This window comes from Vibrio sp. J383 (genome assembly GCF_023503985.1).
Classification (GTDB): domain Bacteria; phylum Pseudomonadota; class Gammaproteobacteria; order Enterobacterales; family Vibrionaceae; genus Vibrio; species Vibrio splendidus.
This window is the reverse complement of record NZ_CP097293.1, coordinates 2,466,163-2,484,055: the sequence shown is the minus strand read 5'-3', so window position 1 is coordinate 2,484,055 and position 17,893 is coordinate 2,466,163. Positions and strand designations below refer to the sequence as shown.

The following is a 17,893-nucleotide window of genomic DNA, read 5'->3' as shown; positions in this document are numbered from 1 at the left end:
GTTAGTTTATAAGCCACACGTGCATATGTGACGTGTGGCATTTTTATGGGCGCTATATGAGTTTACCCTCTAGAGCCTTTATTGATTTGCTTGGATAGCGTATAAAAAATGATCTCACTGTTCTTTAAATGTTTGCTTGGTGCGGCGGCTGTTTTGTTGATTGCGCTGCTGTCGAAAAGTAAGAGCTTTTACATCGCAGGGTTAGTGCCGTTGTTTCCAACCTTTGCTTTGATTGCTCACTACATTGTTGGCACGGAACAAACCATGGTGGAGTTACGTACCACGGCACTCTTTGGCTTGTTCTCGCTTGTGCCATACGCGGCTTATCTTGGCGCGGTTTATGTGTTCAGTTATCGCTACAATTTGGTATCGACGCTCTCTTTAGCCACTGTCGTTTGGGTTATGTGTGCTTCTATGTTGCTGTTAGGTTGGACGCGTCTGGTGCCAAGTGTGGCGTGAGAGCCAGATCTTAGAACGATAATGTGTGGTTAGTGGCAAGTTGATACAAAAAAGGTGGCGCGGGGCCACCAAAAGGGAAAAGCGTTTCTTGTTTTTAGATGCCCGTTTAGCTGATTTTGTTAGTTAAACGGATCTTGCTAGTTAAACTGATTTTGTTAGTTAAACGGATCTTGTTAGCTGAGCGGGCATTTTTGTACTGGTTGAGCCGGGGGAGGCTGCAACCAGATTTTTTGGGGGGGCATTCCTGTAAACATTTATCTATAAGCATTTACCTATAAATATGTGTTTCTAAGCACTTGCCTATAAAGCTTTCTCTATAAGTGTTTGCTGCTTACCAGAAGATCCACGCGAACAGTGTTAGCACTAGGATACAAACTAGGTTCAACACCATACCGACTCGCATCATTTCTTTTTGTTTGATATGACCAGAGCCAAATACAATCGCATTAGGTGGTGTCGCGACTGGTAGCATGAAGGCACAAGATGCGGCAATCGCAATTAGTGCAGACAAGATAACTGGCGACATACCCAGCGCTTCAGCAATGGTTGCAAATACAGGGACAAGTAAGGCTGCACTCGCTGTGTTACTCGCAAATTCCGTTAGGAATACCACGAACGCTACCACGGCTAGAATAGTTAGAAGCACGCCTGCTGTTTCTAGAAATCCGCTTAGTGAGTGTGCTAGGAATACGCTGGTTCCAGTCGCTTTAAGAATGTTACTTAAACAGATACCGCCACCGAACAGGATAAGTACACCCCAATCCGTTGTCTTCTCGACATCTTTCCATTCAACCGCTCTTGAAGCGCCAAGCAGTACAATGGCACCAATCGCCACCAAGCTATCAAATTTAGAGAAACCGCCAATCATTGCGTTGATTGGTTTTCCGAATATCCAAAGCGTTACGGTTAAAAGGAAGATAGACAGTGTGATTTTTTTGCTGTTTGTCCACTCTACAGGAGCGTGGTCTAGCTCAAATTTGTGGTCGAGCTTTGGCTTAGTCATCACGTACAGGACAACCATTGTGATTGGCAATAAGATCATTGAGATAGGTAGACCTAGCGCCATCCATTCTGTGAAACTTAAACCAACTTCTGCGGCAGCAATTGCGTTTGGTGGGCTACCCACTAAGGTTGCGATGCCACCAATCGACGCACAGTAAGCGATACCTAGTAGCACAAATACGTAGGTGTTACGGTCTTCACTTTGGTCAACTTTGTTCATGATGCCTAGAACAAGAGGAAGCATCATTGCTGTGGTGGCTGTGTTTGAGATCCACATTGATAAGCCCGCACTCACACCGAACAGCATGAACACGGCGACAGACATTCTGCCTTTTGCAATCAACAGTACTTTGTCAGCAATCGCTTTATCTAACTCTTGCTTGTTCAGCGCAGCTGCCAATGCGAAGCCACCCATGAACAAGAAGATGATTGGGTTCGAAAAGTTAGCCAGCGCAGCGGGCGTGTTAAATACACCAAACAAGACAGCCAATAGGGGAACGAGCAAAGCGGTGATGCTGACGTGAATCGCTTCTGTTAACCATAAAATGGCAACGAACACGAGAATACTCAAACCCGTATTCACTTGTGATTCGAAAGGAAGATTATTGAGCAAAACTGCAAATAGCGTGAAATTACCAATTAAGATCATGCTGTTGCGGGTAAACAACCAGTGTTTCAGTGTAGTAACAAGTGCCGTCATAAGACGCTCCTTTTGTTATCCTCGTTTTATTGGTGCACGACTTCATTGAGTCGTGCTTATTATTTTCGAGGTATATAGCTTGATGTAGGGTCAGACTTTGTTGGAAGAATGTTACTCAAGTTAATAAAGGAGTGTTGGTGTGTTTTTGCTTAACAATGGGGAAGTGTGAGGCAACAAATTCAAAATGTGTAGTTTTCTACACATCGGTCTCTGCTGGTTCTAAAATAGGGCTTGCTGTAGGGTCAACAACAGGGTTTACAGTCGGGTCAGTAATAGGATTTGGAATCGGAAATGATTCCGGTTTTGGACTGGGTTGAATCGGCTCTTTAGGTCCAAGGAACTTTGGCGTTGTTCCCATAATATACAGATCAAGGAATGCTTTGGTGCGCGCAAACACTTCACGTAAACGTATTGAGGTTCCCGAATGGTGGGTTGGCCCTGAAACTGCCAAACACTGCGCATGAATATCGTAAGAATTGGCGATGAATAGCGCTCTTTCACAGTGGAATTTCTGAGTGATGATCAGAAAGTTATCAGTATCGAATATCTTTTTGGCGCGAACAATCGAGTCCAAGGTTCTAAACCCGGCGTAATCTAGATTGATGCGTTCATCGGGGACACCCGCTTTCAACAAGTCGCGTTTCATCGTCCACGGCTCATTGTAAGAGCGATGAGCGTTATCGCCACTCAGTAGAAATTGATCCACTTTTTCACGATCGAACAGCTCAATCGCGGCTTCGATTCGGTGTTTATAATAGTCGTTGAGTGTTCTGCCCAGATATTTGCTTGTGCCAAGCACAACCGCGACCTCAAGCTCGGGCACGTCATCAATATCGTAGATGATGCGATCTTCCGCTTGCCATGAAACCCAATAATCGATCGCAATAACCGCAGCGCTGCCAACTAAGAACACGAGGAAAGCGCCAAACAGAAAACCTTGCAGTTTTTTGTAAGCTTTTTTTATGTAGCTACGGATAATGTGAGAATCAAATTTCACTCTCGGTATGGTCCTTTGACTGAGCATTAATTTTTGAGTGCTCGATAATACCAAATAAAAATGAGAAAAATCAGTTAAAAAGACAAGACAGTGTAAAGAAAAAAGCCCCTGCAGTTGCAGAGGCTCTTATAAGAGTAGTTAACGCTCTTTATTCCAAGCGCAGTACGCTTTATTCAAAGTACAGCACGGTTTATTAGAATGCAGTACGCTTGTAGCGACGGTAAACCGGCTGCCAGAAGTGCTGGTCAATCGCTTGTTGAAGAGCTTCTTCAGTGATCTCTAGTGCAACACCTTGCTCAATCGCTTTCTTACCAACGGCAAGAGCAATCTTCTTAGATACGGTGTGGATCTCTTCTAATGGTGGAAGTAGCGCACCTGAACCATTGATAGCAAGTGGAGAACACGTAGCAAGCGCACGGCTTGATTCCATCAACATTTCATCAGTGATACGTGACGCATTCACAGCCAATACACCAAGGCCAATACCTGGGAAGATGTAGCTGTTGTTACACTGAGCGATTGGGTAAGTGGTGCCGTTATGAGTTACTGGCTCAAATGGGCTACCTGTCGCAACCAGTGCTTGGCCATCAGTCCAACGAATAATGTCGTTTGGAGTTGCTTCAACACGGCTTGTTGGGTTAGACAGTGGGAACACGATAGGGCGTTCACAGTGTAGGTTCATCTCTTTGATGACTTCTTTGCTGAACAGACCTGGAGCACCAGATACACCAACTAATACGGTTGGTTTCGCGTGGCGAACAACGTCTAGTAGAGAGAAACCAGTGCCGTCGCTTTCCCAGTCTTTGGTGTTTTCGTTGGTTTGAACGAGACGCTGTTGGAAATCAAGCAGGTTTTGCATGCCTTCCTGTAACAGACCCCAACGGTCAACCATGTAAACTTGAGAGCGTGCTTGTGCATCGCTGATACCTTCAGACACCATTTGAGCAATGATAGCTTCAGCAATACCACAACCTGCAGAACCGGCACCTAAGAAGGTGATGCGTTGATCTGAAAGTTTGCTGTTTGCTGCTTTACATGCTGCAAGTAGAGAACCAACCGTTACGGCTGCTGTGCCTTGGATGTCATCGTTGAAACAACAGAGGCGATCTTTGTAACGCTCAAGCAGTGGCATTGCGTTCTTTTGTGCGAAATCTTCGAACTGAACTAATGCATCAGGCCAACGGCGTTGAACCGCTTGGATGAACTCTTCAACGAATGCATCGTAGTCAGCACCTGTGATACGAGGGTGACGCCAGCCCATGTACATTGGGTCAGCAAGACGTTGAGGGTTGTTTGTACCCACATCGAGCACGATAGGTAGCATGTAAGCTGGGCTGATACCGCCACAAGCTGTGTACAGTGCTAGCTTACCAATTGGAATACCCATGCCACCGATACCTTGGTCTCCCAAACCAAGAATACGCTCACCATCCGTAACCACGATAACTTTAACGTTGTGGTTTGTCGCATTGTTCAGTAGGTCATCGATACGATCGCGGTTCGGGTATGAGATAAACAGACCACGGCCACGACGGTAAATATTTGAGAAGTTCTCACATGCTGCGCCAACCGTTGGCGTGTAAATGATAGGCATCATTTCAGAAATGTGGTTTTGAACTAAACGATAAAAAAGCGTTTCATTAGTGTCTTGGATGTTACGAAGGTAGATATGCTTATCCATATCACTTTCGAAGTTACAATATTGCTTGTATGCACGTCCTACTTGCTCTTGGATTGTTTCGGTCGTTTCCGGTAACAAGCCTTCAAGGTTGAAAGAACTGCGCTCTTCAGCAGAGAATGCGCTGCCTTTGTTTAGAAGAGGGGTACTTAGTAGAGCAGGACCAGCATAAGGGATATATAGAGGGCGTTTATCGTTGTTCATTGGATGCCTAATATGGGAGAAAGGGTAACCGAAAAATGATAACGGTTTAGTTATTCAATTGTAAATAGTTTCCCTCCGATCTTTGCAAACAAAATGATATTCTTACCTATGTCCCACACTTATCGAATTCTAGCGCCATAATTCGTTATACTTCGCTCACACTTTTTCGCGACTCCTCCTTTTTATGTCATTACTTCCTATTGATTCTTATCAAAACGTATTCCACGAGCAAATCTCCAATTCTCACCTTGTAGTCGAAGCTGAAACCGGATCGGGTAAATCAACGCGTTTGCCACTTTGGGCTTCTCAGCATGGACGAGTGCTGGTGGTGGAACCAAGACGTATCGCATGTACGTCATTGGCTAAATACCTCGCACAGCAATCGGGTGAGAAGATTGGTAGCAAGGTTGGCTATGCGATTAAGCTTGAGTCGGAGTACAACGAGCAAACTAACGTTGTTTTTGTGACTCCCGGTATCGCGCTGCGTTGGTTATCCGAAGACGGATTAGCCAGTTTTGATGTGATTGTGGTGGATGAGTTTCACGAGAGGCGCTGGGACATTGATCTGCTGGTGGCGATTCTCAAACAAAAAGAGAGCCATCGCTTGGTGATCACTTCAGCAACCATTGAAGGGGAGCGTCTTGCTCATTACTTGGATGCGAATCGAATTAGCTGTGAAGGCCGAACTTATCAAGTTGCTATTGAACACAGGGCGAATGAATCAAGAGCATTGCCCGACATTCGACATCTAGAGCAACGCATTGCTGAAGAAGTGAATCATCAACTGCTCGCTTCACATGGCGATATCTTGGTTTTCCTACCAGGTAAAAAAGAGATCGTGCAATGTGAACAAGCCTTGGCAAAGAATCCAGACATCCAAGTAGTGAAATTGCATGCGTCGGTCAGTGATAAAGAGCGAGATTTAGCGTTATCGGGTCGCAATATCAATACTGAAGGTAATAGCCTGAGAAAGGTCATTTTGGCGACCAACGTTGCTGAAACCTCCCTCACCATACCTGATATTGGCGTGGTGATAGATTCAGGGTTAGAAAGACGTACCGTTCAACGAAACGGAAGAACCACACTGATGCTTAAATCCATATCACGAGCGAGTGCCAAACAACGAGCTGGCCGTGCGGGTAGAGTGATGGATGGCATTTGTGTGCGTCTATATGGCGAACATGCGGCGTTGGAGTTAGTGACACCGCCTGAATTGCAACGTGAAGAGTTGACTGAACCTATGTTGGCCGCGGCATGTTGTGGTGCTCCGTTTGAGAGCTTGTCCTTCCTTGACCCTATTCCTGAGAAGTCATTAAACAGCGCGACTCAAACCTTGCTGACGATGGAGGCGATTAACGCCGACCATAAAATTACCGAGCATGGCAAAAAGCTGTATCCATTGCCGATTGATGCTTTGTATGCCGATATTGTTACTCGAATCAAAACCAAAGCATTAAAAGAAGCGATGGTCGATCTCACAGCTGCGTTGTCCGTTCCTGCTCGCTTGTACCAATTACCAAACAATGCAGAACATTTGGAAGCGCTGGCTCAGCAAGAGAAAGAAGGGTGTGACTTAAGCCTGTTAATTCAGATTGTTCGTGGTCGCGATTATCCGCATTTAGAAATCGACCAACAGGCACTGAATGAAGCACAAGGGCTGGCAAAGCAAATGCGTGAGGTGTTTGAACTTCCTCAGTTAGAAGTCGCGTCACGTTTCCAGCGTATTGAACTGCTTAAGACTATTGTGAATTTGCATCCTGAGCTGGTGTTTGTGCGCCGACTGAAGAGGAAAGAAGCCTTTGCCAATGGAGTGTTAGAGGTAGTACTTGGCCGTCAGAATCGTTTCCCGGACAATGCACAAGCGATGTTGGTGCTTGATACCCATAGTTTGCCGGGAAGAGGTGTTAAGCAAACACTGACCTTAGCGACGGTCACGGCACCTATTCCTCTTGAGCTTATCATTGAAGCTGAACTCGGAGAGTGGGAGCAAGGTGAAACAAGAGTAAATGACGATGGTGTTTTTACCGAGATGGCTTTGGTGTACGCAGGCCGTACAATTACGACTAAGCTCGTCGCTGCTGAAGGGCAACTATCATTAAAGCCTATTGTCGATCTTGTGTTAAAAGGCGTCCAACTTCCCGGTTTTGCAAAGGTTCGCACTCAAGAAATCAAACACTGGCAGTTGTATGTGAAACTTGGGCTCGATGAACAAGCCCAATACACACCAGAAATTGACCAAATGAACTTTGAGCTATGGTTTATAGAACAGCTTGAAGTGTTAGGTGTCACTGATGTGAGCGAGTTGGAAATGTTCGACCATGTCGATATTCCATTTGATGGCATTCCAAGTTGGTTCTATTCAGAGTTCTCTGAAAAATACCCGTTTGCACTGAGCCTTGCCGACTTACAACTCGATGTAGAATACTTGCCCGCACGAAAGCTGATTTACGTGCACTATCAATCGGGTAGCCGAAAGTTATCACCAAAACGCTGGGAGCTGCCAACATGGTCTGGCTGGCGTATTCAATACAAAAAAGCGAGCCGGATAATTGATATAAAATAGATAGATAAGTTTTATCTCTAAAATATTAATCAAATAGGTGCATATATGATTATTCAGTGCTTATTTTGTTACAAAATTGATTTTTATATGCCTTTTTAACCAATCAAAAGGTCATAAAAGACTATTCTTCTATATCCTATTGCTATAAAGAAAGAGTTGATAGATATTGAGTATATTGTGTTGTCAAAGTGTCGGGGGACATCATGGAAAAACAGATAGAGACGCGTGTAGAGTTCGATTACACAACCTTTCTTGGCGCCTCATGCAGTAAAAAATGGACTTTTCTGGAAGCACTAACCACAATTGCACCAGTATTCAGTACCGTCTGGCGAGATAGCATTAAAGAGCTAGCAAGCCCTGAAGATCGTTTATGGCAGATGGCATTAAAATCAATGTCGACGCGTAAAAGTGATGAGTCAAACATTGTTACCTTACTTAAGCTAGCTAGGCTGGAAGGGATCAATGAGCTCAAAGTTGTTATGCCATATTCTCTTGAAGAAGAGCAGATAGAGTACATCGAGACGCGCAGTCATTTGGTGATCGCCGAGAATACTGGAGAAGAGTTTACTATCAAGCTGTAATCTCTCAGTATTGCTTAGAGCTTAGAGCTTAGAGCTTAGAGCTTAGAGCTTAGAACATATCGCTTAGAAGCGAGCTCAAAGAATATTAAAAATCGCACACGTAAAAAGGGCCTCAATAATGATGAGGCCCTTTTAGTATCTGAAACTTGTGTTTACGAGCTTATTCGCTTTCTAGACTGAAATCAGTCAATCAGTCAATCAGTCAATCAGTCAATCAGTCAATCAGTCAATCAGTCAACTAGACCATAGTCAGCACGCAGTACATCGATGATTTCTTGCTTAGGATTCTCGCTCAGTACGATCTCTGCACCTGTGATTTTCGCTGCGATATCAAGATAAGTACGAGACAGAGACATCAGTGAATCGAGAGGCAGTTCATTGTCACGAGCTAATGCTTCACGCTCTGGCATGCGTTCTTTGTTCAAAAGGATGTCTGCATCAGGGAAGTAGTTAAGCAAGAACTGACGGAAACCCTCTTTAGAGTTTTCAACGATATTGCCTTTGTTGTATTCCTGAGTATCCCAAATGCGAGATGAATCTGGAGTACCCACTTCGTCCATGTAGATCAGCTTTTCTTTACCTTGAGCATCGTTGACGTAACCAAATTCAAACTTTGTATCCACAAAGGTTTGATCGACTTTCGCGAGTGCTTGGCTGATAACGTTGAAGCCTTCTTTTAGCAGCTTCTCGTAGTGTGCGATATCGCTTGCTTGAGTAAAGTTGAACGCTGCGAAGTTATCTTCGATGTTGTTACGCGAGATGTTCACATCGTCAGCTTCTGGAACACCAGGGATACCTTTCAAAATCCCTTTTGTTGAAGGCGTGATCAGTAGCTCTGGTAGCTTCTTGTCTTTCTCGAGGCCTTCAGGCATCTCGATACCACAGAATTCACGTTCGCCGTTTGCGTATGCACGCCACATTGAGCCGGTGATGTATTGACGACAAATCGCTTCGATCATGACTGGGCGAGCTTTTTGTACAATCCATACAAACGGGTGTGGGATATCAAGAATATGACTGTCAGCAAGTCCGTTGTCTTTAAACAATTTGAACCAGTGGTTAGAGATAGCATTCAGAGCCGCTCCCTTACCTGGAACACCTTTAAGATTACCTTCACCACGCCAGATACAATCAAATGCAGAGATACGGTCACTGATCACCATGATTGCTAAAGGCGCATCTGGTGCTACATCGTAGCCTTTCTCTTTGATTAGTCGTTGACTATCTTCTTCAGTTAACCAGTAGACTGAGCGAACTTTGCCACTGTGGACAGGTTTGTCAGTACGGATTGGTAGGTCATCATTTACGGCAAGAACTTGATCAGCAAGGCTCATTTAGACATTCCTATCTTTTATCAAACGTCATACAGAGAAGTGCGGTGTGCACATGTTTAGACGGGCATTATACTCAATCTACTATTTCCTTCCAGATAAAAAGCAAACGATTGCTAAATCTATTGTTTAAATAAAAACCCCCGCCTAACAATTCGCCAAAAAATAGGCGAATCGTAGGGCAGGGGAAGGCAGTATATTTGGACTGTGTTTTGGAGCTATGTTTGTTAAGTTAACTTAAGTTTGTTAGCTAAAAGATTAAGCTATGTGTATGGGCTATGTTTTTGAGCCAAAATGTTATTAAGCAAGGTGGCTTAGTGAATACGCTCTGAATTCGCATCCATAAAGAAGACTTCACACTGAAAGCGCATTCCTAATGTTCTTAGGTATTGCTGACTGAATTGATCAATCGATGCACTTGCCACAATCGCACTCGCATTCTTAGAGCGAATGGCTTTCTCGACGGTTTCTACCTCAGTCATCTGATGAGAGGCTTTCATATGAATAACTCGGTCGCAGCAAACATTATGTTGCTTCAGCTGCTTAGCGGATGGTCTCGGTGTTTGAGCGGTAAACAGTAGCCACTGATGTTGGTTGGACAGCAACGCCATTCTTGCAAATAACGCTTCCTCGTTTGAATTTTTGCTTTTACGAGAAACTGATGTAAATGCGCAGTGAACTAGCGGGCTAGAGTGTTGGGCTTTAACGTGTGCTTGAATCATTTTGCTGTCCTTATATACATGCTGTATGTGTATACAGTAGTTTTGATTGCTTATAAGATCAAGCGTTTTTTGCGGGATTATTGGACGATTTTGTCTTGAGTTATAGGTGTAATGCTTTTAAGTTACTGAAATTAATTGATAAATTAAATTAGAATGAATTTGCTGTTTTGTCTCATAATTTGAAAAAATGTGAGCCTTATACAGGTGTATACAGTGGTTTTGACAGAAAAGTACTGTATACACCTGTATAGAAGAGAGAAGAGAGAAGAGAGAAGAGAGAAGAGAGAAGAGAGAAGAGAGAAGAGAGAAGAGAGAAGAGAGAAGATCTAAAACCACAGACACAAAAAAAGCGCCTTAGGCGCTTTCTTATATTTCAACGGTGTTGCTTATCTCAATGTCGCTTGGGAGAGTTTTGCTCTCATTTCCATTTCACCAATATTGAACTGGCGAACATCAATGGTTGCAATATCATTGCACTCTTTACATGCATGATGACACTTACCATCTAGGTAGTCGTGCTTTTTAACTAGGCTTGGCTTTTTGCACCAATCACAAACGCCTTCTATTGTGAACATATTCTCTCCTCACCTGTTTAAGTCAGGTGTATTTTCGGCGCAAATTATGACACAAGTAAGACCCATTAGTTAATAGTTTGTTACCCGTTTTTGAGAGGGGGATCGATTGCAACACTAATAAAATCGATATCTTTGCGACCTTGCAAATTTAATATGTGTAGTTGTTTACGCTTTTGTAACATTTTGTAAAATGGTTTTTAGCGCATTGTTCAAACGTTTCATTTCTTCGTCACATCCGAGACCATCCGGATGGTAGATCTTTGATAATTGTTTGTATCGTATCTTGATGCTTTTCTGGTCCGGAATTGAGCTAGGCGTGTAGCCAAATAGCGCACAAGCTACCTGAAAATTGTTCAAGCTCTTGTTGTTTTTCTGCTTCTTCAGTTCGTTATAGATAGTCTGAAGTTGGCGTTTTTGCTGTTTGATGGTGAAGTCTTTCGCGCTAAGCTGCGCTTCAAGTGTCTGCTGTTGCTGATTTAACTCACCAGACTTCAGGATCTGTCGCTTTCGCGATACAACCAGAGTCGTGCTGATACTCACTATTGCAATTAAAACGGCCAGTACTGCGCCGATCATATAGTCAGAGTTTGTTAGGTTAAAACGTGTTGCTTGGTCTCTAGAAGTTAGTGCTGAAGGGAAGGTACTTGGTTGATTCGTATTGGCTTTTGCACTGACGTTGTCATTGAGCTGCTCAATCGAAGAAATCTGCTTGGCGCGTTGTTGGTTGAATTGTGCTTCCAGAACGCGATTGTAACCATCTTCTGCATCAGGGTTGTCTTTTAGGGCCGCTTCATACCATAGCTGTGCTGCATCTAATGGTTGGAGTAGATCTTTCTCAAGTGAGGACTCATAGATCTTTGCGACCTCAACTGAGGCGCGTTTGTTACCTTGCAATGCTGATTTGATAAACCATTCTAAAGCTAGCTTGTTGCTTTGATCGACACCTGTCCCTGATAAATATAATTCAGCCAGCCTAAATTGCGCATTTGCATTGCCGTTATCCGCTGATTGCGAGTACCAATAAAATGCATCGCTGGTGCTCAAAGGGACGTCGATACCCGATTCATAAGCTTGAGCGAGTTGATATTGAGAAACTGGATCTTGAGGTTGTGACTGTTGAGATTGTGGAGCTAACGAAAGTTCATCACTGCTTGCTGCGTGCACGAAATGTGGAGTGGACAACTGTATCGTGGAAAAGATGAGGGCTAGAAATAGAGGCCTAAGAAATGACGATGACAGAAAGTTGGATAGGATAAGCAAAAGATAAGTCTCGTAAAAAAGCCCAGTCCCGATGTATCAGGATGAATACGCTATGTGCCTGAGTGTTAAGTCGTAACGCTTAAAATAAGCGATACGAATGACAAGCAACTATATAGTGGTTAATTCAATAGATAAAGGTAACTGGGCTTTAATCGTGCTACTTAAGCGGCAAGATTTGAATTTCTACGCGACGGTTACAAGCACGACCTTGAGACGTGTTGTTGTCACATAGAGGGTAACGTTCACCGTTACCACGAGCAATGGCACGACCTGCAGCAACGTCTTGAGAGATCAAGAATGCACGAACAGATTCAGCACGACGCTCAGAAAGGATTTGGTTAGACGACTCGCTGCCAGTGCTGTCAGTGTGACCGTCGATCACTAGGCTAGTGTCTGGGTATTCAACTAAGATACGAGCAACACCACGTAGTGTGTTGTGAATACTAGACTCTAAAGCGTAAGAGCCAGAACCAAAACCAATGCCGTTTTCTAGGCGAAGTAGAAGCTGGTTCTCACCAACGCGTTCAACTTGAACACCAGAGTTCATGAGCTCTTCACGAAGTGCAGCTTCTTGTTGGTCGAAGTAGTAACCGATACCACCACCAACGGCGGCGCCACCAGCAGCACCGATGAGTGCACGTTTACGGCGATCTTTAGAATCGTCACCAGTAGCAGCACCAGCAACGGCACCAGCGATTGCACCAATTAGAGCGCCTTGAGTTGCAGAGTTCGTCTCAGATTCGCCTGTTGTAGCATTTTGGCGTTGAGTTGCCTGACAACCCGTTAGAGCGACAGTAAGCGCTAGGGCTAGTGTGATTTTTTTCAACGTATTTCTCCATCATGTACTTCTGTCAAACGCATGGATTGCGAATGACAAACATATAGTCCTATAAGTATTATTGATGGTTTTAACAATGTGCTGAGGAAATGTAAAGAGCAAGCATTATGATTTAGCTAAATGGCATGCTCTACGATTTGGTGATTTTTTTAGCTGCTTGAGTTCCGCCAACAGGGCGGTTTACTGAAAGCTTACGACCTTTCTTCAAACCAACTTCATAGTCAGCGGTGAGGTTTTTCATCGCTTCTCTGAGTTGTTGTTTGAAGGTTTCACGGTCAATATTTTCAAATTCTTTATCAATGTAGTTATTGATTTTGTTGTTTGACTCGTCGTCCGGGGTAATGATTGGCAACTTTTCAAGCGCACCTTCTACCCAACCAGAGACGTAAGAATTCACACGACGAGTGACTTCGAGAGTTCCTGTACCAGATCCTGCAAAGCTGTTTCTGAATTGACCCGTATGCTCGTTCAATTCGCGATAAATAATATCGAAAGCAAAGGCAGCAAAGATTGCTCGATCAGCTTCACCAATGAACTCCACACGCTTAAGGCCTTTGTGGTTCAGTAATACGGCTTCTACGCCAAACTTGGTGTTAATACCGCGAATAACACGCAGCAGTGTAGAGCTGATATTTGCAGGTAACAGGTGACTGGACTGAGTTTTCCCCATCTTGATAAATTCAATATCGTCTTTCTCGAGACCATATTTCAGCATCAAGTTATGCGCCATTTTTATCGCATTGGCCGCTTCATTGACGTTCGCAGAATTTCCAAGCTCAAGGCACTTGGCAATTTTCTTTAGGGCTTTTTTCTTATCCATCGACTACTTAATCATTACCGCAAATTTTGAAAAGTCCGACATTTTACATGTTTTGGCAGGTAACAGCAAAGTCAAAAGTCATTTGTTATTACGCGGTGAGCCATTTATGAAGGATGGAAGAGATGGCTTCTGGGTAATACAAAAACGCCATCAAGCGTATTGATGGCGTTAGTGACACGATTTTCCGGATTAACTAGAGCATTAGCAAACTAGATACCAAGTTCATCGAGTAGATCGGCTGCAGAATCATTACCTGAACTTTGAGCGGGCTTATTCGCTTCCTGCATTTTTTTCTGAGTAGCCTCAAGAATACTGTCTGGGCATTCGTCTTCAGCGATCTCAAATTCTTCCAATTGGATGAATTCTGTCTTATCCATTGCAAGCTCTAGATAGAAGATGTTGTTGTTTGCTGTCGAGAAGGTCACACGACGGGCTTGTGGACGATCGAGGTTAGTATCAACAGATAGGTTTACTTGCTTGTTCAATGCCAGCATTTTCGGTTGGTTCTGTGTGATGTTGGTTTGCAGTTCTTTACGGATCTTATTGGTGAAATCACCAACTAACTGGTTCATTAACTCACCTAAAACATCGCCCACTTCGTCTGAAGTGTGCAGTACCGCCAGCTCATCTTCTGGCATACCCATGTTACGCATGTAATTGGTATAGATCTCTAGCGCGGCTTTAGACGTAAAATTGATGACAACAAGACCAGAAAAGCCACCGTCAAATAAGACGAAACAACCAAAGTCTGGCTTCAGACTTGTCTTGTTGATCTTTTGAACCATAGCTGAATAGGACACCTGAGAAGCCGTCGCTGAAGTGAGTACGCTTGAGACTGATTGGCATAGCTTAAGAAGAATATCTTCAGTAGTGACTGTTTTGTTTTTTTTCATTGTGATGTGCTCATGGAGATGTCTTAAACAAAATGTTATTCAGTATATTGGACTGAATTAAGACGAAAGTGACTATTTCTCCATTCTTGCACTGAGATTCTGATTTGATCACCTTTTTATATGATCTTAATAGTAGTAAAGTGACGAAATTCAAAGAAAATTATTAAAAATCCCAGATAACCCAATGCTGATTGGATCAGCGAAGTAGGGGCAGGAAGCAAATGTTACCAAGACTTCAACTTAATGCTGATGTCGATCCAGTAGTCGTACGCTTTTTAGATGAACTAAAAACAGCGGGCTTTACTGGCGACATTGAATCTCAATATTCTAGCCGTTTGGCTGTGGCGACTGATAACAGTGTCTATCAGCAATTGCCACAGGCGGTCATCCTTCCTAAAACAACTCAAGACGTTGTGTTGCTCGGTCAGGTGGGTGCTAAATCCGCTTACGAACGTGTAACCTTTTCCCCTCGTGGCGGCGGTACCGGAACCAACGGACAATCCTTAACAAAAGGTGTCGTGGTTGACCTTTCACGACACATGAATAAGGTTCTTGAGATTAACGAGAAAGAAGGCTGGGTAAGAGTTCAGTCTGGCGTCGTTAAAGACCAATTGAATGATGCGGTACGTCCCTACGGTTACTTTTTCTCTCCAGACCTTTCTACCAGTAACCGAGCAACCTTAGGTGGCATGATCAATACCGATGCTTCGGGCCAAGGGTCGTTGAAGTACGGAAAAACGTCAGATCATGTATTGTCGCTGCAAGCGGTGTTCGCGGATGGTTCGTGTCTAGAGTCTGATTTATCACACGGCTTGCCAGTTGAGGGTGAATTTGCTCACCATGCCCTTGCGGTTACTGAGGCAGTTTGTCGAGACAAGCGCGCTCAAATTCTTAATAAATTCCCACCGTTGAACCGCTTCTTAACAGGTTACGACCTAAAGAATGCAATCAACGAACAAGACGACAGCTTTGATCTGACGCGCGTCCTATGTGGCGCAGAGGGCTCATTAGCCTTCATTACGGAAGCAAAGCTCAACCTAACGCCGATTCCCAAAGCGCGAACGCTGGTCAACGTGAAATACAACACGTTCGATTCTGCGCTGCGTAATGCGCCGTTCATGGTAGAAGCGAAAGCGCTGTCTGTAGAAACGGTTGATTCAAGAGTATTGAACCTAGCGAAGCAAGACATCGTTTGGCACACCGTGAGCGACCTGCTTATGGATGTTCCCAATAAAGAGATGCTTGGCATCAACATGGTTGAGTTTGCAGGCCAAGATGAAGCAGAAGTTGAACAACAAGTTCAAGCACTGACGGCACAGCTTGAAAGCATGCTTGAAACCGAAGAAGCCGGTGTGATTGGTTTCCAAGTGTGCAGCGATTTGGCGAGCATTGGCCGAATCTACAACATGCGTAAGAAAGCGGTAGGTTTATTGGGTGCGGCGAAAGGCCGAGCTAAGCCAGTCGCTTTTGCTGAAGATACCTGTGTACCACCGGAAAACTTGGCCGACTTCATCTCTGAATTTAGAGTCTTACTCGATTCAAAAGAGTTGAATTACGGCATGTTTGGTCACGTGGATGCGGGCGTACTGCATGTTCGTCCGGCTTTAGATTTGTGTGACCCGATGCAAGAAGCATTAATGCACGAAGTCTCTGATGAAGTGGTTAAGCTGGTGGCGAAATACGGTGGCTTGATGTGGGGTGAGCACGGTAAAGGTTTCCGTTCTGAGTATGGCCCAGACTTCTTTGGTGAGGAACTGTTTACCGAATTAAGACGTGTTAAAGCAGCGTTCGACCCGCACAACAAGATGAACCCAGGCAAGATCTGTACGCCGTTAGAAAGCGACGCTGAATTGGTGAAAGTCACCGATACCAAGCGCGGCTTCTATGACCGTCAGATCGACGTACAAGTTCGTGATAGCTTCAAACAAGCCATGGAATGTAATGGTAACGGCTTGTGCTTCAACTACGATACTAGCTCGCCAATGTGTCCTTCGATGAAAGTCACTGCAGACCGTCGTCATTCGCCAAAAGGCCGCGCAGGTTTGGTAAGAGAGTGGTTGCGTCAGTTAACGGAACAAGGCGTCGATATTCTCGATTTAGAGCAAGAAGCGCTGAAGGACAATACTCCGGTTAAAACCATGGTTGAGCGTGTTCGTAACACGATGAACAAACGCCATGAGTACGATTTCTCGCATGAAGTTCACGAAGCGATGAACGGTTGTCTTGCGTGTAAAGCGTGTGCGAGCCAATGTCCGATAAAAGTCGATGTGCCGAGCTTCCGTTCTCGATTCTTAAACATCTATTACTCGCGCTATCAGCGCCCAGCAAAAGACTATTTAGTTGCCAACATTGAAACCATGCTGCCGCTGATGGCGAAAGCGCCGAAAGTCGTGAACGCGGCATTGGGTCAAAAGTGGATACAAACCGCAACGGCTAAAACGGTTGGTTATGTTGATGCACCACTGATGTCGGTGCCTACGCTAAAAAATCGTTTGGCGAGTAAAGAACTGCAACTCTTCGACTTACAGTACTTAGAAGGCTTGTCTTCTGAGCAGAAGAAACAGCATGTACTTATCGTTCAAGACCCGTTTACTAGCTTTTATGATGCTGAGGTGATTGAAGACTTCGTCACTCTGGCTCAAAAGCTTGGCAAAACACCGGTACTGCTGCCGTTCAAACCAAATGGTAAAGCACTGCACATTAAAGGGTTCTTGAGTCGTTTTACTCGTGAGGCGAAATCGACATCGGATTTCTTGTCGATGGTGGCGGATATCGGTATTCCTTTGGTCGGTGTTGATCCTGCACTGGTACTTTGTTATCGCGATGAATACGTCGAGATCTTAGGTGACAAACGCGGCGACTTTGATGTGCTCACCGTGCATGAATGGTTAATGCCATCGTTAGGTGAGTTCGAAGCTCGTTCTGCAAGTGAAGAGATGTGGTACTTGTTCGCTCACTGTACTGAGAAGACCAAAATGCCGAACGCTGAAAAAGAGTGGGGCGCTATCTTCAAACACTTTGGTGCTGCGTTAACCAGTGTTCCTGTCGGTTGTTGTGGTATGGCAGGTACTTTCGGCCATGAAGTCGATAAGCTGCAAATGTCGAAAGACATATATGGTTTAAGCTGGAAACCTCAAATGCAGGACTTACCAAAAGATCGTTGTTTGGTGACGGGTTATTCTTGCCGTAGCCAAGTGAAGCGTTTTGAAGGTGAGAAGCTTGCTCACCCATTACAGGCGCTAGCAAAAATTCTTTAATACATTTAGCCCA

The 17,893-nt window shown here is 44.3% G+C and carries 14 protein-coding genes; 4 read left to right on the top strand and 10 right to left on the bottom strand.

Translation table 11 applies throughout. The features are described from left to right. Window positions 1-108: 108 nt before the first annotated feature. On the top strand, window positions 109-459 hold the full coding sequence (locus M4S28_RS11185; RefSeq protein ID WP_004733411.1) for a GlpM family protein: 351 nt from the start codon (window positions 109-111) through the stop codon (window positions 457-459). A 331-nt stretch (window positions 460-790) separates the two neighbouring features. Here M4S28_RS11185 and M4S28_RS11180 read toward each other — a convergent pair whose 3' ends face one another. The 3 genes from M4S28_RS11180 to M4S28_RS11170 all read right to left on the bottom strand — a co-directional run bounded on the left by M4S28_RS11180 (window position 791) and on the right by M4S28_RS11170 (window position 5,040). Next, window positions 791-2,161 (bottom strand): SLC13 family permease, encoded by a 1,371-nt coding sequence (locus M4S28_RS11180; RefSeq protein WP_102450415.1) that lies wholly within the window; start codon window positions 2,159-2,161, stop codon window positions 791-793. 196 nt (window positions 2,162-2,357) lie between these two features. Next, window positions 2,358-3,158 carry a SanA/YdcF family protein gene (locus M4S28_RS11175; RefSeq protein ID WP_029406252.1) on the bottom strand — a complete coding sequence of 267 codons (801 nt, stop codon included), beginning with the start codon at window positions 3,156-3,158 and terminating at the stop codon, window positions 2,358-2,360. A gap of 193 nt (window positions 3,159-3,351) precedes the next feature. Further along, complete coding sequence (locus M4S28_RS11170) at window positions 3,352-5,040, bottom strand: NAD-dependent malic enzyme (protein WP_004733414.1); 1,689 nt, start codon at window positions 5,038-5,040, stop codon at window positions 3,352-3,354. 184 nt (window positions 5,041-5,224) lie between these two features. Between M4S28_RS11170 and M4S28_RS11165 the strand changes: the two genes are divergently transcribed. Beyond that, a complete protein-coding gene (locus tag M4S28_RS11165) occupies window positions 5,225-7,603 on the top strand; it encodes a helicase-related protein (protein ID WP_249631815.1) in 2,379 nt (792 codons plus the stop codon). Window positions 7,604-7,806: 203 nt separating this feature from the next. Continuing rightward, on the top strand, window positions 7,807-8,184 hold the full coding sequence (locus tag M4S28_RS11160) for a hypothetical protein (RefSeq protein WP_004733416.1): 378 nt from the start codon (window positions 7,807-7,809) through the stop codon (window positions 8,182-8,184). A 230-nt stretch (window positions 8,185-8,414) separates the two neighbouring features. On the opposite strand, the gene M4S28_RS11155 is transcribed toward M4S28_RS11160, so the two are convergent. From M4S28_RS11155 to M4S28_RS11125, 7 genes are all read right to left on the bottom strand, one after another. After that, entirely contained in the window at window positions 8,415-9,518 is a 1,104-nt protein-coding gene (locus M4S28_RS11155) for a phosphoribosylaminoimidazolesuccinocarboxamide synthase (protein WP_004733417.1), read from the bottom strand. 311 nt (window positions 9,519-9,829) lie between these two features. After that, entirely contained in the window at window positions 9,830-10,237 is a 408-nt protein-coding gene (locus M4S28_RS11150; RefSeq protein ID WP_004733418.1) for a SulA-like leucine-rich domain-containing protein, read from the bottom strand. A gap of 386 nt (window positions 10,238-10,623) precedes the next feature. Continuing rightward, entirely contained in the window at window positions 10,624-10,812 is a 189-nt protein-coding gene (locus M4S28_RS11145) for a hypothetical protein (protein ID WP_004733419.1), read from the bottom strand. A gap of 165 nt (window positions 10,813-10,977) precedes the next feature. Continuing rightward, window positions 10,978-12,072 (bottom strand): tetratricopeptide repeat protein, encoded by a 1,095-nt coding sequence (locus M4S28_RS11140; protein ID WP_249631814.1) that lies wholly within the window; start codon window positions 12,070-12,072, stop codon window positions 10,978-10,980. 157 nt (window positions 12,073-12,229) lie between these two features. After that, entirely contained in the window at window positions 12,230-12,898 is a 669-nt protein-coding gene (locus M4S28_RS11135; RefSeq protein ID WP_004733421.1) for a YiaD family glycine zipper/OmpA-like lipoprotein, read from the bottom strand. 142 nt (window positions 12,899-13,040) lie between these two features. Beyond that, a complete protein-coding gene (locus M4S28_RS11130; RefSeq protein ID WP_004733422.1) occupies window positions 13,041-13,730 on the bottom strand; it encodes a DUF2786 domain-containing protein in 690 nt (229 codons plus the stop codon). A gap of 209 nt (window positions 13,731-13,939) precedes the next feature. Then, window positions 13,940-14,623 (bottom strand): DUF3334 family protein, encoded by a 684-nt coding sequence (locus tag M4S28_RS11125; RefSeq protein WP_004733423.1) that lies wholly within the window; start codon window positions 14,621-14,623, stop codon window positions 13,940-13,942. Between the two features lie 221 nt (window positions 14,624-14,844). Between M4S28_RS11125 and ydiJ the strand changes: the two genes are divergently transcribed. After that, window positions 14,845-17,880, top strand: coding sequence for a D-2-hydroxyglutarate dehydrogenase YdiJ (gene ydiJ / locus M4S28_RS11120; protein WP_249631813.1), 3,036 nt, complete (start codon window positions 14,845-14,847; stop codon window positions 17,878-17,880). Window positions 17,881-17,893 lie beyond the last annotated feature (13 nt).